Source organism: Pseudomonas sp. B10 (assembly GCF_900156235.1).
Lineage (GTDB): Bacteria > Pseudomonadota > Gammaproteobacteria > Pseudomonadales > Pseudomonadaceae > Aquipseudomonas > Aquipseudomonas siliginis.
This window is the reverse complement of record NZ_LT707063.1, coordinates 3,447,615-3,467,460: the sequence shown is the minus strand read 5'-3', so window position 1 is coordinate 3,467,460 and position 19,846 is coordinate 3,447,615. Positions and strand designations below refer to the sequence as shown.

The 19,846-nt window shown below is 60.1% G+C and carries 16 protein-coding genes; 7 read left to right on the top strand and 9 right to left on the bottom strand.

The features are described from left to right. Positions 1–13 precede the first annotated feature (13 nt). Positions 14–217, top strand: a complete 204-nt coding sequence (locus BXA01_RS15780) for a PA3496 family putative envelope integrity protein (RefSeq protein ID WP_076564650.1) — start codon at positions 14–16, stop codon at positions 215–217. Here BXA01_RS15780 and BXA01_RS15775 read toward each other — a convergent pair. After that, a complete protein-coding gene (locus tag BXA01_RS15775) occupies positions 159–1,121 on the bottom strand; it encodes a LysR family transcriptional regulator (protein ID WP_076564647.1) in 963 nt (320 codons plus the stop codon). The two genes, BXA01_RS15780 and BXA01_RS15775, sit on opposite strands and share 59 nt — an antisense overlap. 190 nt (positions 1,122–1,311) lie before the next feature. Here BXA01_RS15775 and BXA01_RS15770 point away from each other — a divergent pair, with 190 nt between their 5' ends. Both BXA01_RS15770 and oadA read left to right on the top strand, forming a co-directional pair. Further along, positions 1,312–2,727 (top strand): acetyl-CoA carboxylase biotin carboxylase subunit, encoded by a 1,416-nt coding sequence (locus BXA01_RS15770; RefSeq protein ID WP_024014853.1) that lies wholly within the window; start codon positions 1,312–1,314, stop codon positions 2,725–2,727. A gap of 101 nt (positions 2,728–2,828) precedes the next feature. Continuing rightward, positions 2,829–4,637, top strand: coding sequence for a sodium-extruding oxaloacetate decarboxylase subunit alpha (gene oadA / locus BXA01_RS15765; RefSeq protein ID WP_076564645.1), 1,809 nt, complete (start codon positions 2,829–2,831; stop codon positions 4,635–4,637). A 209-nt stretch (positions 4,638–4,846) separates the two neighbouring features. Here the strand turns inward: oadA and BXA01_RS15760 are convergent, their stop codons facing one another. Both BXA01_RS15760 and BXA01_RS27125 read right to left on the bottom strand, forming a co-directional pair. After that, a complete protein-coding gene (locus BXA01_RS15760) occupies positions 4,847–7,033 on the bottom strand; it encodes an autotransporter family protein (protein WP_076564643.1) in 2,187 nt (728 codons plus the stop codon). Then, positions 6,954–7,223: a hypothetical protein gene (locus tag BXA01_RS27125; protein WP_172833991.1), complete on the bottom strand. Its 270-nt coding sequence runs from the start codon at positions 7,221–7,223 to the stop codon at positions 6,954–6,956. The genes BXA01_RS15760 and BXA01_RS27125 overlap by 80 nt, the downstream gene beginning before the upstream one ends. A gap of 179 nt (positions 7,224–7,402) precedes the next feature. Here BXA01_RS27125 and BXA01_RS15755 point away from each other — a divergent pair, with 179 nt between their 5' ends. Together BXA01_RS15755 and BXA01_RS15750 are read left to right on the top strand one after the other, a co-directional pair. Further along, complete coding sequence (locus tag BXA01_RS15755; protein ID WP_076564641.1) at positions 7,403–8,752, top strand: HipA domain-containing protein; 1,350 nt, start codon at positions 7,403–7,405, stop codon at positions 8,750–8,752. Continuing rightward, positions 8,749–9,027: a helix-turn-helix domain-containing protein gene (locus tag BXA01_RS15750; protein ID WP_024014849.1), complete on the top strand. Its 279-nt coding sequence runs from the start codon at positions 8,749–8,751 to the stop codon at positions 9,025–9,027. Before BXA01_RS15755 ends, BXA01_RS15750 begins: the two co-directional genes overlap by 4 nt. Before the next feature lie 7 nt (positions 9,028–9,034). Here BXA01_RS15750 and BXA01_RS15745 read toward each other — a convergent pair whose 3' ends face one another. Both BXA01_RS15745 and BXA01_RS15740 read right to left on the bottom strand, forming a co-directional pair. After that, positions 9,035–9,871: an amino acid ABC transporter permease gene (locus BXA01_RS15745; protein ID WP_076564638.1), complete on the bottom strand. Its 837-nt coding sequence runs from the start codon at positions 9,869–9,871 to the stop codon at positions 9,035–9,037. Continuing rightward, positions 9,868–10,689 carry an ABC transporter substrate-binding protein gene (locus BXA01_RS15740; RefSeq protein WP_076564634.1) on the bottom strand — a complete coding sequence of 274 codons (822 nt, stop codon included), beginning with the start codon at positions 10,687–10,689 and terminating at the stop codon, positions 9,868–9,870. The genes BXA01_RS15745 and BXA01_RS15740 overlap by 4 nt, the downstream gene beginning before the upstream one ends. 113 nt (positions 10,690–10,802) lie before the next feature. Between BXA01_RS15740 and BXA01_RS15735 the strand changes: the two genes are divergently transcribed. Further along, complete coding sequence (locus BXA01_RS15735) at positions 10,803–11,705, top strand: homocysteine S-methyltransferase family protein (protein ID WP_076564632.1); 903 nt, start codon at positions 10,803–10,805, stop codon at positions 11,703–11,705. A 122-nt stretch (positions 11,706–11,827) separates the two neighbouring features. Here BXA01_RS15735 and BXA01_RS15730 read toward each other — a convergent pair whose 3' ends face one another. Genes BXA01_RS15730 through BXA01_RS15720 form a run of 3 tightly spaced genes read right to left on the bottom strand, consistent with a single transcriptional unit; the run spans position 11,828 to position 13,592 of the window. Next, positions 11,828–12,499, bottom strand: a complete 672-nt coding sequence (locus BXA01_RS15730) for a GNAT family N-acetyltransferase (RefSeq protein ID WP_076564630.1) — start codon at positions 12,497–12,499, stop codon at positions 11,828–11,830. 12 nt (positions 12,500–12,511) lie between these two features. After that, positions 12,512–12,958, bottom strand: coding sequence for a GNAT family N-acetyltransferase (locus BXA01_RS15725; protein ID WP_076564628.1), 447 nt, complete (start codon positions 12,956–12,958; stop codon positions 12,512–12,514). 10 nt (positions 12,959–12,968) lie between these two features. Continuing rightward, complete coding sequence (locus BXA01_RS15720; RefSeq protein ID WP_076564626.1) at positions 12,969–13,592, bottom strand: FMN-binding negative transcriptional regulator; 624 nt, start codon at positions 13,590–13,592, stop codon at positions 12,969–12,971. Between the two features lie 93 nt (positions 13,593–13,685). On the opposite strand from BXA01_RS15720, the gene pdxR reads away from it, so the two are divergent. Further along, on the top strand, positions 13,686–15,236 hold the full coding sequence (gene pdxR / locus BXA01_RS15715; RefSeq protein ID WP_076564624.1) for a MocR-like pyridoxine biosynthesis transcription factor PdxR: 1,551 nt from the start codon (positions 13,686–13,688) through the stop codon (positions 15,234–15,236). Here the strand turns inward: pdxR and BXA01_RS15710 are convergent. Next, a complete protein-coding gene (locus BXA01_RS15710) occupies positions 15,193–19,797 on the bottom strand; it encodes a dermonecrotic toxin domain-containing protein (RefSeq protein ID WP_076564622.1) in 4,605 nt (1,534 codons plus the stop codon). The genes pdxR and BXA01_RS15710 overlap by 44 nt on opposite strands. Positions 19,798–19,846 lie beyond the last annotated feature (49 nt).

Here is a 19,846-nt window from a genome sequence, read left to right as displayed (position 1 = left end):
TGGGAGACTCGAAATGGCTCAGCCCTACGAAGAACGCAACAGCGCCGCGAAAACCCGTCGTCAGCAGGAAGATCAGCGCCGCATGGAGTTTCGCCGCGCCATCGAGGATCGCTTCGAACTTCGCCAGCTTCAGGCCGAGATCGGCGATTTTCCCGAAATCACGCACTGGCAGGCGACGCCCGCAGCTTCCCGTCGAAACGTTCAACCAACGCAATAATATGCGCCCGCTCGCTGCGGATGAACGCCAGGAAGGCGTGCGCCACCGGTGACAGCCGCTTGGCTTTGGCTTGCACCACACACCAGCTGCGCAGCAGCGGCAACTCTTCGACCGGCAGCTCGACCAGACCGCCGGTCGCCAGCTCCAGGTTCAGGGCGTGGCGCGTCAACAGCGCCAGGCCCAGACCCGCCACCACGCATTCGCGCTGGGCTTCGGCCGAGGCTACTTCCTGGGTCTGGGTGAAGTGCACGCGCTTTTCCTTGAAATATTCTTCGCAGGCCAGACGTGTGCCCGAGCCCGGCTCGCGGATCAGCAGCGTATACGGCTCCAGATCCTGCAAGCGCAACGGGCCCATGTGCGCCAGCGGGTGATCCGGGCGCGCCACGGCGACGATCGGATTGTTGAGGAACGGCAAAAATTCCAGGCCCATGTCCTGCGGCACCATCGACATGATCACCAGATCATCGCGGTTGTCCGAGAGGCGGCGGATGACCTGGCCACGGTTGACCACGGTCAGCTGCAAATTGACTTCCGGATGCTGGCGCTTGAACGCAGCAAACAGATGCGGCACGAAATATTTGGCGCTGGATTCCACCGCCAGTTTCAGCTGACCCTGCAGTGAACCCTGCATGTCCGACAGTTGCATGTCGAGGTTTTCCAGTCGTCCGAAAATGTCGCGGCTGGCGCGCTGAAGAGCTTCCGCCGCCTCGGTCATGTAGAGTTTTTTGCCGACATAGTCGAACAGCGGCTGGCCAATCAGCTCTTCCAGCTGACGAATCTGTAGGCTCACGGCCGGTTGTGTGAGGGACATTTCCTCGGCGGCGCGACTGTACGAGCGTAAATCACAGACCTCATTGAAGATCTGCAATTGACGCAATGTCATACGCATCAATGACTTACGCATACTTTTCAGGCTCGGTCAGCGGTCAGTTGCTTTAACTATAAGTGTTTGCTTATGCCTGACCCAATTTTTATTAATTTTTGTTAATCCCTCAGCAGCGCTAGTGTGGACCTGCGACTGAATTGAAACATTTGGTCACGCGTCGACCTGGGTCTAGCAGGTCGTGGTGCCACCGGCTCAAGGGAACCTCCAAGTGATAAAAAAGATCCTGATCGCCAACCGTGGTGAGATTGCCGTACGCATCGTACGAGCCTGCGCCGAAATGGGCATTCGCTCGGTTGCGATTTTCTCCGACGCCGATCGCCATGCCTTGCATGTGAAGCGTGCGGACGAGGCCCACAGCGTGGGTGCCGAGCCACTGGCCGGCTATCTGAACCCGCGCAAGCTGGTGAACCTGGCGGTGGAAACCGGCTGTGATGCGCTGCACCCCGGCTACGGCTTCCTTTCGGAAAACGCCGAGCTGGCGGAAATCTGCGCTGAGCGCGGCATCAAATTCATCGGCCCGTCGGCGGAAGTCATCCGGCGCATGGGCGACAAGACCGAAGCGCGCCGCAGCATGATCAAGGCCGGCGTACCGGTGACGCCCGGTACCGAGGGCAACGTCTCCGGCATCGAAGAAGCCTTGGTCGAAGGCGACCGCATCGGTTACCCGGTAATGCTCAAGGCCACCTCCGGTGGTGGCGGTCGCGGTATCCGTCGCTGCAACAGCCGCGAAGAACTCGAACAGAACTTCCCCCGGGTCATATCAGAAGCCACCAAGGCCTTCGGTTCGGCGGAAGTGTTCTTGGAAAAATGCATCGTCAATCCCAAGCACATCGAAGCGCAGATCCTTGGCGACAGCTTCGGCAACGTCGTGCACCTGTTCGAGCGTGACTGCTCGATCCAGCGCCGCAATCAGAAGCTGATCGAGATCGCGCCCAGTCCGCAGCTGACCCCGGAACAACGCGCCTACATCGGCGACCTGTCGGTGCGTGCGGCCAAGGCTGTGGGTTACGAGAACGCCGGTACCGTGGAGTTCCTGCTCGCCGAGGGTGAGGTGTACTTCATGGAAATGAACACGCGGGTGCAGGTGGAACACACCATCACCGAAGAAATCACCGGCATCGACATCGTCCGCGAGCAGATTCGCATCGCTTCCGGCCTGCCGCTGTCGGTGAAGCAGGAAGACATTCAGCACCGTGGCTTTGCGTTGCAGTTCCGTATCAACGCCGAGGATCCGAAGAACAACTTCCTGCCGAGTTTCGGCAAGATCACCCGTTACTACGCCCCCGGCGGCCCGGGCGTGCGCACCGACACGGCGATCTACACCGGTTACACCATTCCACCGTTCTACGACTCGATGTGCCTGAAACTGGTGGTTTGGGCACTGACGTGGGAAGAGGCGATGGACCGTGGCCTGCGCGCCCTCGACGACATGCGTCTGCAGGGCGTGAAGACCACCGCCGCGTACTACCAGGAAATCCTGCGCAACCCGGAATTCCGTAGCGGCCAGTTCAACACCAGCTTCGTTGAAAGCCACCCGGAACTGACCAACTACTCGATCAAGCGCAAACCCGAAGAGCTGGCCCTGGCCATCGCCGCCGCCATTGCCGCCCACGCAGGCCTATGAATGAAGCAGCTGCGAGCTTTCAGCTGCAAGCGGCAAGTAAAAGCAGATTGGCTTTTTCTTGCTGCTCGTAGCTTGAAGCTTGCCGCTATGAGGAGATACCAATGACTAAGAAGATCTTCGTTACCGATACCATCCTGCGCGACGCTCACCAATCGCTGCTCGCCACCCGCATGCGCACCGAAGACATGCTGCCTATCTGCGACAAGCTCGACAAGGTCGGCTACTGGTCGCTGGAATGCTGGGGCGGCGCGACGTTCGACGCCTGTGTGCGCTTTCTCAAGGAAGACCCGTGGGAGCGCCTGCGCCAACTGCGTGCGGCATTGCCCAACACCCGTTTGCAAATGCTCCTGCGCGGGCAGAATCTGCTTGGCTATCGCCACTACAGCGATGACGTGGTCAAAGCCTTCGTCGCCAAGGCAGCGGTGAACGGCATCGACGTGTTCCGCATCTTCGATGCGATGAACGATGTGCGTAACCTGCGCGTTGCCATTGAAGCGGTGAAAGCTGCCGGCAAACATGCGCAAGGCACCATCGCCTATACCACCAGCCCGGTGCACACCATCGACGCTTTCGTCACCCAGGCCAAGCAAATGGAGTCCATGGGTTGCGACTCGGTGGCGATCAAGGACATGGCCGGTCTGCTCACGCCATACGCCACCGGTGAACTGGTGCGCGCGTTGAAAGCCGAGCAGTCGCTGCCGGTGTTCATCCACTCCCACGACACCGCCGGTCTGGCCGCCATGTGCCAGCTCAAGGCGATCGAAAACGGCGCCGATCACATCGACACCGCGATCTCCAGCTTCGCCTCGGGCACCAGCCACCCGGGCACCGAATCAATGGTCGCGGCGCTCAAGGGCACCGAGTACGACACCGGCCTGAATCTGGAGCTGCTCCAGGAAATCGGCCTGTACTTCTATGCCGTGCGCAAGAAGTACCACCAGTTCGAAAGCGAATTCACCGCCGTCGACACCCGTGTGCAGGTCAACCAAGTGCCGGGCGGGATGATCTCCAACCTCGCCAACCAGTTGAAAGAGCAGGGCGCTCTGAACCGCATGGGCGAAGTGCTCGCAGAAATCCCGCGCGTACGTGAAGACCTCGGCTTCCCGCCGCTGGTGACCCCGACCTCGCAAATCGTCGGCACCCAGGCGTTCTTCAACGTACTGGCCGGCGAGCGCTACAAGACCATCACCAACGAAGTGAAGCTGTATCTGCAGGGCGGCTACGGCAAGGCGCCGGGCGTGGTCAATGAAAAGCTGCGGCGTCAGGCGATCGGCAGCGAAGACGTCATCGACGTGCGCCCGGCCGATCTGCTCAAGCCGGAAATGACCAAGCTGCGTGCCGATATCGGTGCACTGGCCAAGTCCGAAGAAGACGTACTGACCTTCGCCATGTTCCCGGACATCGGCCGCAAATTCCTCGAAGAGCGCGCCGCCGGCACCCTTACCCCTGAAGTGCTGCTGCCTATCCCGGAAGCGGGCGCCGTTGCCTCGGCGGGTGGCGAAGGCGTGCCGACCGAGTTCGTCATCGACGTCCACGGCGAGACTTACCGCGTCGACATCACCGGTGTCGGCGTCAAGGCCGAAGGCAAGCGCCACTTCTATCTGTCCATCGACGGCATGCCGGAAGAAGTGGTGTTCGAACCGCTCAACGAATTCGTCGGTGGTGGCAGCAGCAAACGCAAACAGGCCTCGGCACCAGGCCACGTGAGCACCACCATGCCCGGCAACATCGTCGATGTGCTGGTCAAGGAGGGCGACACCGTCAAGGCTGGCCAGGCGGTACTGATCACCGAAGCGATGAAGATGGAAACCGAAGTCCAGGCTGCCATCGGCGGCAAGGTCTCCGCTATTCATGTGGCCAAGGGCGACCGGGTCAACCCGGGCGAAATCCTCATCGAGATCGAAGGCTGAGATAACAGTCGCGATCCAACGCTTTAAACCTCGGGGGGCATGTGCTCCCCTTTTTTTGCCTGTGATTTTCCGACCTTGTCAGGTCATTGCCAGGGATCACATGTGGGAGCGAGCCTGCTCGCGAATGCGCCAGGTCAGCCAATAGCATCTTTGCATGATCCACCGCTTTCGCGAGCAGGCTCGCTCCCACAGGAGGCGTGCTTAATCCATCAGAACGCCATGCGCCATTGACCCGCCACGCCATACGTTCGGCTGTCATTACCCAGCTCACCCGTTAAGCCCACGCCCAGTGTGTGCGCCGCCGAAAGACCAAGATCGAGCCCCGCATCCAGCGACAGACTGTTCCGATCCAGTGCCGCGCCGGTCACTTCGAAGCGCTTGCCGCCCTTGCGCAGTTGCTGGCGGGTGTCACTGTCGATGTCACCGTAGGTATGTTTCCAGCCTGCGCTCAATCGCGGGGTTAAATGCATGCCGTTATCCAGCGTATTGACCCGCGCAACACGCAGACCGAAGGTGCTGCTGAAGTTGTCGCGGGTCTGGCCGTAGACTTTCAACGCCGCGTCGCCGCCCTTTTCGTTGTAGCTGTCGCGCTGATAGCGCTGATAGCCGAGGCTGGCGAAGGGTTCGAGGGTCACGTTGTTGCGGCCCAGGTTGAACCCGGCCTCGGCAAATGCTTGCTGAGTATTGGCGTCGTAATTGCCCTTGAGACGATCGCTGAAACCCTTGAACGCTACCCGCCGTGTGCTGCTGCCGTCATGGCTGGCGTAGGTCGCACCTAGGCGCAAAGACAGCGGGCCGTCCTGACGCACGGCATAGGCACCGAGGTGCCAGCTGTCGAGGTCGCCGTCGTACTGGCGGGCATCGAGTTTCGTCTGCGATTTGCCGCCAAGCAGGCCGACATGCCAGTGCTCATCGAGTCGCCAGTCAGCACCCACGACCAGCCCTTGCGTGGCATGTTGGAGGATGCCGTCAGCGTCGCGGTCAACCTTGCCGCCGTGGCCCAGCGCCTGAACCCACACCCGTCCGGAGTCTTCGTTGCCTGCGGCCTGACGCGGTGAACTGCGCGAGCCGTAGGTCGAGGCGGAATGATTGTCCAGCTGCCGCATCGCCGAAAGCATGCTCGCACTGACGGGTGTGACACTGCTCAGCGTGGCTTTGGCGAGGTTGGCGTTGCTGCCGGCGGCAAGTTGATCGAGGGCGATGGGCGCGGTGGTTTTATCGCTGGTCAGCAGTGCGGCGACGGCGGTGTTAATGGGCTTTGCAGGCTCCAACGCGGGCTGTGCGGTGGTTTGTGCAGTTACGATTTCGTCGGGTATCGATGATTCCACCGATGCGGAGTCTTCAATCAAGGTCGCAACTGAGGTCAGGGCGGGGGCTGGAGTTGCGATCCCCGCTGTCATTGAAGCTGGAGCGGGCGTTGTTGCGATCGGTACAGCGGGAGAAGTCGGCTGCTCTGGCTCTATAATACTTCCTGCAAGTGCGCCCGCATTTTCTGTAGGAGCGAGGCTTTCAAGCGGTTCACCATTGCGAGCGTAAGTCAGCCCAACCGACTTCTTGTTGTATTGAGCCGTGGCCGTCATATACGCCAGATCGTTCTCGATCCGGCCAAACTCGCCTTTCACCTCACGGGCTTCGATGATTTTGTATTGGCTGCTCTGCGGATATTCACCCGCCGCGACGACTTTCAGGGTCGCGCCGTCAAGCTGAGCTGTACCATCGACCTTGATCGTCTGACCACCAGCGGGAGTGACCTCGTAAGCAAGTTCGGCACCGGGCGCCAAGTGCAAATTACCCTTCACTCGCGGTGCGCCAAGCGCTGCATTGACGGTGAGCAGCCCACCCACCTCAAGATTTCCCACCGTGCCTTTACCGGCGAAACTGCCACCATTCTGGACATACACATCGCCCTTGATGCTGCCGAGGTTGGTCAACGCTCCACCGCTGTTGACCATAACGCCTTCATGGAAATCGCCTTTTGAGCTCAGCGTCCAGTTTCCTTGGGCGACGAATAACCCATTGAAGTTGCGCGTGTCGTTCAACGTGCCGCCATCCGCAGCATTCAGGAACAACACGTTATCGCCCTTGCCGCCATCCAGCCGGCCAGTGAAGCTTGCCCCGTCTGCAAGGGTGATCAAGTCGTTGACGTCAGTCCCTTTGAACACGGTTTCCGGTGTCGTAAAGGAAATCGGCACTGTGCTCGCATCGTTGAGAAAACCCTGGAGCCGTTCCAAAGCCTGTTGCTTGGGGTTGGCTTCGGGCTGCTCCGTCGTTTCCATGCTTGGGGGCTGCTCGATTGCTTCAGTGGATTGCTCGGCGTTAGCCAGCGCTACGCAACCCATTGCCAATGAAATAGCCAGAGCCAGGTGTTTTGGTGCGAATAGGTATTGAGTGGGCATCAAGTTCGACCTCCTTATCGAGAAGACCCAACTCTATTGCTGCCCGAAAAAAATCGATGTCGGCCGCTTCCCACATCCATGCAGGCGACATCGGATCGTTCTGTGGAAAATCCTCACCGGATTTCGCAAACAATTCTTTTGCGCGGCGCCGCTTGTTCTTTTTCCTACAGCTTTCGCTTGAAGACGGCATTTTTATCAGCGTGATGTTAAACGCTTCTCTGCATTATTTTGCACTTATGAAGCCAATAGCGAAGGCTAATGTGCATTATGTTGCAAATTTACGGCGTCTTTGGCTGACAGAATGCACTATATTGCAATTATCGAGGATTTCTCTTTCTTGAAACGCATTAAAATGCGTACGGAACCAGCATGTATAACCTGACACTCCAGATCTTCACCGCCGGGCAATGGCACGACGCGATGACTCTTGACTTCGATGATCCGCAAAAAGGCTTCGAAAGCCGCTGCAGTTTTGGCTATGAAGCGGGCTATCTGGTGGAAAACATCGAGTTGATCGGGTCGCCTTTTTCCCAAGCCGTGAGTGCCCTGTATCCGCTGGATTGGGAAGGTCGGCGCGCGAAGACACCAGCCTTTGTCCACGACATCGCACCGGCAGGCGCAGCCAAGCGGTTTCTGCTCGCCCGCCTGGGTCAGGAAAGACCCGCCGAGATCAGCGCCGATCTGTTTCTGCTGGGTCGCAGTACACCGGCACCCATTGGCAACATGCGAATAAAGGAATCGGCGGAAGCAGTCGATGACAGGAAGCCGATCGGATTCAAGCGCGAGGAGGTCATTAGCCGCGACAACCGCTTTCTTGAATATGCCTACGAGCTGGGCGCGGCCATCGGTGGCGCGACGGGGGCAGGTGGGGAAGCTCCGAAGCTCTTACTGGCAGAGAACAGCGCCGGGCTTCTGTATCCCGATGCGGTATTGGACGATGAAGAAGTGCGACAGCACTGGTTCGTGAAATTCGCCAGAAACAGGGGCGGGCAGACCGACCAGGACATCCTGCGCAGCGAATTCCATTACTACAAAGCGCTGCAGACATTGGGCATCGAAACGGTCGCGGCACAAGGTCTGGCCTTGGAAGAGGCGAACAAACCGAGTTTGTGGATGCGGCGTTTTGATCGACAAGTGAAAGATGGGGCGGTGTCGCGTTTCGCCGTCGAATCGATTTATTCGCTGGCAGAAGTGACGACGCCAGGCAGCGCCATGAATCATCTGGAAGTGATCCGCATGCTCGCCGGGCTCTGGCGCAAAGCGGGTCAGGCCAGCCAGATTCCCGGCCTCGTTGCCGATTATCTGCGTCGCGACCTGATCAATAAAATCCTCGGAAACTCAGATAACCACGGTCGTAACACGGCGATCATCCGGCAAGAGAACGCTTTCCAACTCGCGCCGATCTATGACCTCGCCCCGATGGTCATGGATGACGAAGGCGTGACTCGTACGACCAAATGGCCAAAAGAGTTGGAGCGGGCGGGAGATGTCGATTGGCGAGGTGTCTGCCGCGTATTGGCCGATAGCGCAGATCCGCACGATTCGTTGGCGGGGCTGGATGCCTCTGCGCTGTTCGAAGGCCTGCGCGCGGATGCCCGCCGTCTGGCCGCACTGCCGGATATTCTTGCGGCCAGCGGTTTGCCCGCCAGAACCATGAATCACCCGAGCGTTCATCTGAAAAACCTCGAGCAACGTTTGAAAGAGTGGGACCTGCAATGAGTCTGACCGTCCTCGAGCGCACGGCGCTCATCGAAAGCATTCAGCAATCATTGGCCGAAGGCACTCTGGAAATCGGTGACGCCGTGCGCCGTTTACGGGTCGAAGTCACCGGTCTGCATCAGACTCAGTTCGCGAAGATGTGCAAGATCTCAGTGCGCACGCTGGTGCATATCGAACATGGCGAAGGCAATCAGACCCTGAAGTCGCTGAACGCGGTGTTCCGCCCGTTCGGCATGAAAATGGGCGTTGTGCGGATACGTCGGGACACCGTTTGAATACGCTTCAGCCACGCCGCACATACGCCTTGCCGTAATGCCGCTCCATCCGTGCCTGAATCAGCTCCAGCCCGATCGACATCAGCCAGTAGATGATCGCCGCCGTGGTGAGCATTTCGATGTAGCGATAGCTTGAGCGCCCGTAGGACTGAGCGAGAAACATTACTTCCCAGACGCCCATTACCGAGATCAGCGACGAGTCCTTGAGCATCGAGATGAACTGGTTGGTGGTCGGCGGGATAATCGTGCGCATGGCCTGGGGCAGGGTGATGCGCCAGAAGATCACGCTTTCGCGCAGGCCCAGCGCCAGGGATGCTTCGCGTTGGCCGTGATCGACGCCGAGGATGCCGGCGCGGAAGATTTCGCTCAGGTAGGCGCCATAGTTCAGCGACAGGGCAATGATGCCGGCGACGATGGCGCCGGGGACGATGCCCAGTTGCGGCAGGCCGAGGTAGATCAGCAGGATCTGGATCAGCAATGGCGTGCCGCGAAAGAACGAGGTGTAGAAACTGGCGATGCCAAACGCCACGGCGCTGCTCGACAGGCGCGCCAGCGCGGTGATGAAACCGAGCAGTGACGAGGCGATGATCGAGCAGGCGCAGAGGAACAGGGTCAGTGCTGCGCCTTGCAGGAAGCCGTTCGGCGCCAGCTTCAGGCCAACGAGGTTGGGCAGTTTATCGAGGATGATCGCGAACTTCAGGTCGAAGCTGAGGAAGAATCCAGCGAACAGGCAGAACAGCGCCGCCCACGTCAGGTACAGGCGCGTACGGAACCCGAAAAGCTTTTGCAGGCGGGTTTCAGCCACCGGTTGCGGTGGCTGGGGCGGGGTCGGAAAGGAAGTCATTGGCTGATATCGGCGCCGATCCATTTCTGCGACAGCTTGCTCAGGGTGCCGTCCTGTTTCAGCTGGGCGAACACCTCGCGCACCTTGGCGTCCCACTGCGGGTCACCCTTTTCGATGGCCACCGAGTTGGGTTCCGAGTACAGCGGTTCACCGGCCAGTTTGAAGCGCTGGTCCTGATTCAGGCGCGGCTGTGCGGTGACCAGATTGGTGAGGATCGCATCCAGGCGCACGCCGGCGCCCAGGCCCAGATCCTGGAAGGCGACGTTGTCGGTGTCGTACGGGGCGATCTGCACATCCTCGAACGGATACTGCAACTGCGTATCCTCGGCGCCTTCGATCACCAGGTTTTTGTTCAGATAACTTTCGTAGCTGGAGGCGCTGGTCAGGCCGACCTTTTTGCCGCTCAGATCCTTGGCACTGTGGATGCGATCGTCCTTGGCATTGACCACGATTACCGCTGGCGAGGCGTAGTACTCGACCGGGAAGTCGAACACTTCGGCGCGGGCCTTGCTCGGGGTCATCGAGCAGATGCAGATGTCGTAGCGCCCGCTCCAGCGGCCGGCGGCGATCACGTCCCAGGACGGCGTTTCGAGACGCAGTTTAACGCCAAGCTTGTCCGCCACCGCTTTGGCAACGTCGACATCGAAACCGTCGAGTTGATTCTGCTCATTGAGAAACGAGAAGGGCGGATAGCTTTCCATGAGCACGCCGACCAGCTCTTTTTTCTGTTCGACGCGGTCCAGCGTCGCGCCGCCGAAGGCTTGGGTGGATGCGGCCAGAATGGTCAGGCCCAGGGCCAATAGCGGTTGGAGTTTCACAGTCGATTCCTGTTGAAAAAAGAGGTTGTTATTAACCGAGTGGTGCGTATTAAATAGTTATAAGAACGACTCTGATAGTGAGTTATTTTCATAAGCATATGAGTGAAAAGCATATGGGCGCAGCGAACAGGGTCATTCTCGATGGCGGCATGGGCCGCGAGTTGCAACGCGCCGGCGCGCCGTTTCGCCAACCGGAGTGGTCGGCACTGGCGCTGAGCGAAGCGCCGCAGGCGGTCGAAGCGGTGCATGCCGCTTACATCGCCAGTGGTGCCAATGTGATCACCAGCAACAGTTACGCGGTGGTGCCGTTTCACATTGGCGAGGCGCGCTTTGCGGCTGAAGGCCAGGCGCTTGCGGCACTGGCGGGGGAGTTGGCGCGGCGTGCCGTGCAGGCGTCGGGCAAAGCAGTGCGTGTTGCCGGTTCATTACCGCCGCTGTTTGGTTCGTACCGTCCGGATCTGTTCGAGACTGGTCGCGTGACCGAACTGTTGACGCCTTTGGTTAACGGTCTGGCGCCACATGTTGATCTGTGGCTGGCGGAAACCCAGAGCTCGATTATCGAGGCCCGCGCTATCCACGCCGGGCTGCCGAAGGACGGCAAACCGTTCTGGCTGTCTTTCACCCTCAAGGATGAAGACACCGATGAAGTGCCGCGCCTGCGCTCTGGCGAGCCAGTGGCCGAAGCGGCTGCGGTGGCGGCTGAACTCGGCGTCGAAACCCTGCTGTTCAACTGCAGTCAGCCTGAAGTGATTGGCGCAGCCATCGACGCGGCGCGCGCCACCTTTGAACGTCTCGGCGTCACGATCAATATCGGCGCGTATGCCAACGCATTTCCTCCGCAACCGAAAGAAGCCACGGCCAATGACGGGCTCGACCCGTTGCGTGACGATCTTGATCCGCCGGGGTATCTGCACTGGGCGCTGGACTGGCAACAGCGCGGCGCCAGTCATCTGGGTGGCTGCTGCGGAATCGGGCCAGAGCACATTGCGGTGCTGGCGCAAGAACTGCGTCGTTAAGAAAGACCCCGCCAATTGTGGGAGCGAGCCTGCTCGCGAAAGCGGTCAGTCAGTCAATATTTTCAGTGACTGACACACCGCCTTCGCGAGCAGGCTCGCTCCCACAGGGGTATCTGTGAAGTTCAGCTACGGCATTCGGCCAGACCTTTGAGTTGGCCGTCAGGCGTCTGGTTTTCATCGCTCAACCAGCGCTCGAACCCGGCACCAATCGCTGGCCATTCCCCATCCAGAATCGAATACCACGCGGTGTCGCGGTTCTGCCCCTTGACCACCATGTGCTGGCGGAACACCCCTTCAAAGCTGAAACCCAGACGCTCGGCCGCGTATTTGGAGCGGGCGTTGCCGTTGTTGCACTTCCATTCCAGGCGCCGGTAACCCAGCTCGAACGAATACTTGGCCAGCAGGTACACCGCCTCGGTGCTTTTCGGCGAGCGTTGCATTGGCGCACCGAAAGTGACGTGGCCGATTTCGATGCGGCCCTGCGCCGGGACGATCGACATCAGGCTGAGGATGCCTTGCACCTGACCAGTCGCACGGTCGATGACGCTGAAGAAATACGGGTCGCTGTTGGCCGCATGATTGTTCAGCCAGTCGTTGAACGCGCTGCGCTCGGGAAACGGACCGTAAGGCAAGTAATCCCAGAGCTTCGGATCGGCACCCGGCCCTTCGAGGGCGGCGTACAGTTGCTCGGCATGCCGCGCCGGGTCGAGTTTTTCCAGACGAATGAAACGGCCCTCGAGCAGGGTGGCGGAGGGGGCGGGGACGCCTTTCCAGTCAGCGAGTGAAGCGGTCATGTGCGCGTCTCCTTAAAGGGCTTTACGAAACTGGATGAATCCCGGACGTTCGGCAATGCGCTCGTAGAGCTGGATCGCCGTGGCGTTGGTTTCATGGGTCAGCCAGTGGACTTTGCAGCAACCATCAGCCTTGGCGGTAGCGTAGACATGCTCGATCAACAGCCGACCGACACCGGTGCCACGGGACTCGGGCACCACCAGCAGATCCTGCAGATAGCAGGAATTTTCGATGCTCCAGTTCGAGCGATGATAGATGTAATGCACCATGCCCAACGCTTTGTCCTCGGCCCAGGCGAGGGCGGCGTGGGTCGGTTCGTTCGGATCGAGAAAACGCTGCCAAGTGCTTTGGGTGACAGCGTCCGGCAGTTCCGTGTTGTAGAAGCGCAAATAGGCTTGCCACAACGGCAGCCAAGCGGCGTGGTCGTTGGCGCTGACCGGGCGAATGTCGATCTGAGTCATGGTGATTTCCTTAGCGCATCAGGCGGGCGAGGGTTTGATCGTTGGCGTCGGGGCTGGCGGCAAGGCCTTCGCGCACCCCGGCAATATCTTCGGCGCTGCGGTTCTGGCTGAGCTTGCGTTTGCCCTCGAGGCGGTCGATGGGAATGGCAAAACCGACGATGGCCTTGAGCATGGTGTCGATGTATTCGGCTGGCGCATCGTCCACCGACCACGGCTGGGCACGGCCCGCTTCGTGGCGGTCGGTGAGGGTGCTGACGATGTCGAGCAACCGGCCGCCATCGCTGAAGGTCTCGGCCTGGCCGTAGGCGTGCACGGCGATGTAGTTCCAGGTCGGCACGACCTTGCCGTGCTCGGCCTTGCTCGGATAGAAGCCGGGGCTGACGTAGGCGTCTGGTCCGGCAAAGATCAGCATGGCCTCGGCGCCGTCCCGCAGGTCCTTCCACTGCGGATTGGCCTTGGCCAGATGGCCGTAGAGCGTGCCGTATTCGCCCTGTTCGCGGTGCAGCAGCACCGGCACGTGGCTGGCTTGCAGGCCGCTTTCGCCGTGACTGACCAGAATGGCCAGGCGCGTGGCGAGAATCAGTTCGTGCAGTTGGGACAAGTCTTCGATGGCAAAGGCGCGTGGCGTGTACATGGACAGATTTTCCTTGGCGAATGCCTGCATCCTAGGCAGGCTATTGGTCCGTTGTAAGAGCCATTGCTGAGCCATTTCATAGGTCCATTCGCCATGCCTGATCTGCCACCCTTGTCGATGCCCTTCAACCCGGCCGGTATCGAGCTTGATCGCCGTCAGGGCCTGAGCCGCCAGCTCTATCAGGCTCTGCGCCTGCGGGTGCTGGATGGACGTCTGGCCAGTGGCACGCGATTGCCGGCCAGCCGAGATTTGGCCTTGGCGCTGGGCATTTCCCGCAACAGCGTGGTGCGCGCTTACGATCAGTTGTATGCCGAGGGGTTTATCGAAGGGCGCGTTGGCGACGGTACTTACGTGGCGCGATTGGCTCAGGCATCCCCGCCTGGGAAAAAACTATCCACAAATTCATCCACAGGCTTGTCAACAGGCTTACCCACAGCCTTATCCACAAATTGGCTGGATTTACCTGTGAATCCATCCAGCAAAGTTATCCACAGCGACGGATTTTCCCGCATTGAAAAGCATCATTTGCCGCGACCACCGAGCGGTCCGCCGCGTGCTTTTCGGGTGGGTGTGCCTGCATTCGATCTGTTTCCGTTCGAGGTCTGGGCCAAGCTCAACGCGGCTTTCTGGCGCAAACCGGATCTGCAGCAGCTGTGTTACGGCGACCCGGCCGGTGACGCGCGGCTGCGCGGCATGATTGCTGCGTATTTGCGCAGCTCGCGCGGCATGCAGTGCACGGCTGAGCAAATTGTGATCACCAGTGGCGCACAGCAGGGCATCAGCCTTTGTGCACAGTTGCTGGTCGAGCCGGGGGACGGTGTGGCGATCGAGAATCCGGGCTATCGCGCCGCCGGGCATGCCTTCGCTGTGGCGGGGGCGAAATTGCATGGGGTGGCGGTAGATAGCGACGGTATCGATTGCAGCGCCATGGCCCGGCTCAGCGATTGTCGGGTGGCTTATGTCACGCCGTCTCATCAGTACCCGACCGGAGTGGTGATGAGTCTGGCCCGGCGTCTGGAATTGCTCGCCTGGGCCGAGCGGGTCGGCGGCTGGATCGTCGAAGACGATTACGACGGCGAGTACCGCTACACCGGCGCACCGCTGGCACCGTTGGCCGCACTTGATCGTCAGGGGCGTGTGCTCTACGTCGGCACCTTCGGCAAGGTCGCTTTTCCGGCACTGCGCCTTGGTTATCTGGTGCTGCCGCCAGCGCTGGTCGACGCGTTTGCGCAACGCCGCGCCGTCGATGTGCGGCACTCGGAAGTCAGCACCCAAGCGGTGATGGCCGAGTTCATGGCTGCCGGGCATTTTCAGCGACATATCCGTCGCATGCGCCGGGCTGCGCTGAGCCGGCGCAACTGCCTGCTCGAAGGCTGGCCGATGATCGCCGGTGTCGGTCAGTTGCCCGCCGTGTCGGCCGGGCTGCACCTGACCGTCGCCGTGGACAGCATCGAGCGCGAGCAGCAATTGATCGCTCAGGCCGCTGAGGTCGATGTCGAAATCAACGGCCTGAGCAGCTACTGGCTACCCGACTCGACTACGCCCATGGATCAGCGCGCCGGCCTGGTGCTGGGTTTTGCCGCCGTACCAGAGCCTGCGATCAAAGCGGCGCTGTCGCGTCTGCGGCAGGCTTGGCGAGATTGAAGAACAGCGTTTCGGCGCTGCGAGTGGAAATTTCGCTGCGATGGATTTCAATCAGCCTCTGATTATCCACACCCGTTATTTCGGCGACGCCCCCCATGCGGTGCTGAGCGAGCGTTTTCATATGTCCACGCACAAATGCACCAACGGGCGCGTCGACGCTGCTGTAATGGAAATGCGCATAGCAGAGGACCTTGTCGGTATGCGCATCGCGAATTTCATACTCGTCGAGAAAATCGTTCTGATGGCGCCTCAGACGCCGTCGGGTCAGGGTTTTCGAGATGTTCACTTCGCCCTTGTCCTTGAGCCACTCGACCCCGGCAGCTGTTGGCAGTTGTTGCTTGACCAGGCGGATTCGCGTGCTGGTGCCTTTTTGCTCCAGTGTCGTAGCCGCAGCGCCGAGCTTGTGGTTGAGCTCTTCGGACGGTTCATGCAGAGCAGCGGTCAGGTTACTCGCCGTTAACGCTTCATCGATCGCCGCACAGGCTTTGCGCAATAGGGTGGCGTGGTTGTGGTATTCCTCTTCGACCTCCACTGGTATGCGCGAGCCGCGTTTGAGACGCGCCTCGATGCGCCGATGAAACGCCGCCAGCCCGTCGATCAATGCCTGCCCTTCGCTGATGCTCTTGTTGAGGTTGGGCCTGGCTTTAGGCAAAGGTGCAGGCCGTGCACTCTGCTCGACCCAGATACCTGGCGATTCCTCCTTGAATGTCGCGATCACTCTCGTCAGCGCCGTACCGACTTCGACCAGATCGGTGTTCTTGCCGTCGAGGCTTTTTTTCCGCTGGCCGACCAGGGTGCCCTTGTTGCGTGTCTTGATGATCTGCCGATTCGAAGCTGACGTTGAGGGTCTCGACGGACCGGCTTGCGGCACCAGTAGATGCCGGTAGCGCAACAGGTCGGCGAGTCGGTTGTCGGCGCTTTCATTGAATGCGGCCACGCGCGCCTGCAATTGCCTGAGGCGTTCCATGTGTATGTGTTCGGAATATTCACTCGCCAGGTCATCGAAACGCTTGTCCACGGAAGCGAACTGTTCGCTCACCTGACTCAGGGCGTCGATGCGTATGCGCAGATCACTGAGGCTTTCATCGGCGCTCAGGTCACGCGAACTCTGAACGTTCAGCGCAGCATCTTCGAACAGACTGGCCAGCGCTTGTTGCGCCTCGACATGAGCGGTGGAATCGCCGGGCTTGATGCAGGTGTACTGGCCGAGACTGATCTGCAGAGTCTTCAGATCATCCAGCGGGTAGGGCGCCAGGCTGATGTTGTATTTCTGCTTTATCTCCAGACCATCAGGTCCCAGCCTGGTCAGTTCATCCAGGCAGGCTTCAGCCGACTCCATTTTCTCAATAATGGTTTGAGTGGCATCGTTCAACTGTTCAAACGCAGAGGTGACTGCCTGCGATTCGCCGCGCAGTTCGTCGTCGAGTATCGCCTGCACCGCCAGTACCCGCTGCTGGTAATCCGAAGCGTTATTACTCAGCCACTCCTGTCCCAGAAACAACTGCATGTCCAACCGCTCCGGCATGACCGTGCGGTAGTTGGGAATCGATTGCTTGCAGTTGAGTGTCTTGATCAGCTGAATGTTCGCGGCATATTCATTGTGCTGTGAGTCGAGCGTGGCGAGGTATTGCGCAAGCGCTTGCTCGCGTGCCTCCGGAAGGGCATCGCGCAGGCTGCTGCGTTCGGCATCGAGACGGCTGCCTTTGCTCTCCATCGTCAAATCGAACGCGGTGATCTGCTCGGACAATACGGCCACCTCCTGGTTTTTTTTGCCTTGCGCCACCTTGCGCCCGTCCTCCAGCCCGCCTCCGCGCAGGCGCAAACGCAGATCTATCACCCATTGGCCATTGGCGGTATAGGCAAGCCTGGGCCCGGCAGGTCGGGTCGACTGACGCGTATCGACGATGTGCACATCGCCATGCGCGTTGCGCGCGACTTCGAACCAGCGCTCACCGACCCGGGCGTACCATTTGTCTGCGTGGGCGTAGAGGTCTCGGTACGCGCCTTCCCGGGTGGCTGCGCCAAGGACTTTGGGCTTGCCGACCTCGAACCCGTCCAACAGCGTGGCGAGTGCCGTAGGGGATCGCTTCAGCGCTGTGATGCTGTCGATCGATGTGCCATGGAATTGGGTTAATTGCGGGCCGGTGATATCGGGCTGGCGCAGCGCTTTGACGATTCTGGCGGCAGGTCTTGTCGTCGCTGGGTCCTCTTCGAGCTCCGTGGCCACGGGTGTCGATGGCGCATCGCCCATTGCCGCACGGTGGGCGAGCACCATGCCCAGCGCCAGGAGAATATCGGCGATGGCCGTCCAGGCGATCTTCCCCGATTGCTCGTTGGCGCCGTCGGTGATTTCCTGCAGATCATCCATGATCTGCCAGATCCACGCCGCTGTGCCTACGCTGCGGCCCAGGAACGGCAGCGCGGCATTGAGCATCACCCAGCCGCCCTGTTTCAGCGAGGCCCAGCGTGCTTCTGCATCGGAGACCGACTGCCGGTCGGCTTGAGTGACAAGCGCCTTGACGTTGCGTTCGTGCAGGGTTGCGAGGACATCGCTGGCGATCACCTGAGTGCCCAGCGCGACAGCGCCTGACATATCCAGCGCAGTGGTCGGATTGATCATCAGTTGCGGGATCGTCCACACCGACGGCAGCCTGGCGGTAAAGACGAACTGGCTGTAATTGAAGCGCACATCGTCCGGCAACCAGGCCAGTACCGAGTCTCGCAAATGTCGCGAATGCTGGATCGCAAAAAGCAGATTCGCGGGCCCCGGATATTGCAGCAGAGTCTTGTCGAACAGCGGTCGATACAGCACGCACGGCCCTTTGTCGGCATCGCGCGGGCCTATGACATACATGTTGTCGACAGTGTCTGCGGTGGAGCGGCTGCGATGAGCGACGAAGGCCAATGGGCGAATGACGATTTCCTCGCCATCGACGTAGCGTTCCGCGCCAGTCGTGGCGAATGCGGCGACCACGTATCGATAACCCGATTCATCGAGGCCCGCTTTACCCCGGATCTTGTGCTGTAACGCCAGCAATGGCAGCTCAATGCGCAGCTGACTGGTGTAGAGCCCTTGCAACAGCGACGCTTGCACAGTGTCGTCTATCAGCATGGCCTTGAGATGCGCCGGGTAGGTCTTGCCAATGTCGACGGTGCTGACCAGGTTTTCCAGAAAAGTCGCGCTCATCCACTCGGGTACCGGGCTACCATCCTTGTACCGCACAGTCTTGTTGCCCAAGGGCAGGCCTGCGAGGTTTTGCAGGGCGAGCTCCGTTAGCGTCCATGTCTGAGTCTGCGTATTTCCCGGCAACACAAACGTGCCCCAGACCACGAGACTGGTGATGGTGATTTCGATGTTGTCGATGTTCACGTCTGTGGCGCCGGGCTGCTCCTTGAGAATCTGCCTGATCAGCGCTGCACGAGTGAACGCCTGCAGGCTGGTGATTTCGCTTTGAAATGATTTGCCGTTGTTCTCGTGCTGCAGCGTTGTCAGATCCAGCAGGTGCCGGCTGTAACGCGTCTGATCCATGGGCAGTGCGTCGTTCAGCCAGTCCGGAAGCATCGGCTGCAAACGCTCGAAGTGCGCTTCGAGGCGCGGTGTCGGTTGTGCCGGTTTGCCGGCCGTGCCGGTATGCGGATAGACGCGTTGACCAGGCGAATCCTGAAAAAAACTGATTTCGCCCAAGGCATCCGCTTCCATGGAAATCAGGGCGCAGGCCTGCTGGTCGAAGAAATTGCCCTGGGGTTCGACCAGCCGCCACTTGAGATCTTCGCCCGAGGCGCTTGCGCCATATATCCGCAGCAGAGCCTCGCCGAGTTCCTCCAGTGAATCGAAACGCTGAAAGCCCTGAGTGACCGCGTGGGTGAGAATCAACTTGCGGTCTGCGGTTGTGCCGATCACTACTGCGGCGTCGACCACGGTCAAGTGCGATGGCGTGTCGGCGCCACCGCGATCGAGGTCAATCAGATATGCCTTTGCCGAGTACGGGGCGGGGGCCAGGCGTTGTTGCGGGTCGGGCTGTTTGAAAATCGCCCGGGCGATGGCGATCTCGTCAGCGTCCCAGCCGACGCTGGCATCGACGTTCCACAGGTTGCGCAGTGCCTCGGACAATTGCTGCCAGCGCGGTTGCCCGGGGTAGGTGAACTCGTCCCAGTATTCGACGTGCTGCTCCTTGTAGGCGATGAACAGCAGTGGTGCCAGTTCGTTGAGCAACAGGCCGATGGCATCGATCTTTACCGGCAGATGCGCGGGGGCGGGCACGCCGGGTTGCAGGGTCAGATAATGCTCGCCATCAAGGTACGTCACCGTGGTGCCGGACAGGCCGAGCCGCACCAGGGCGTTGGTCAGCGATCCAGCCTGATACCCGTCGGGTACGACTCGACCATCCACAATGGCCCAGGTGGGTTGCACGACCATCGCCAGACGCGGGTCTATGTCGAGATTCGGATACAGCGTCTTGAGGGCATCGCGCAGCGTTTTTGAAGCGACTTCTTGCAGTGAGGGGCCAGTAACCAGCTGAGTCACGATATCGACGGCACTGGCTTTGGGAATGGCGGTCATGGTGGTTTCCTGCTCTGTCGGGACGCCGCAAGGGCGGCGGAGCAGAGCA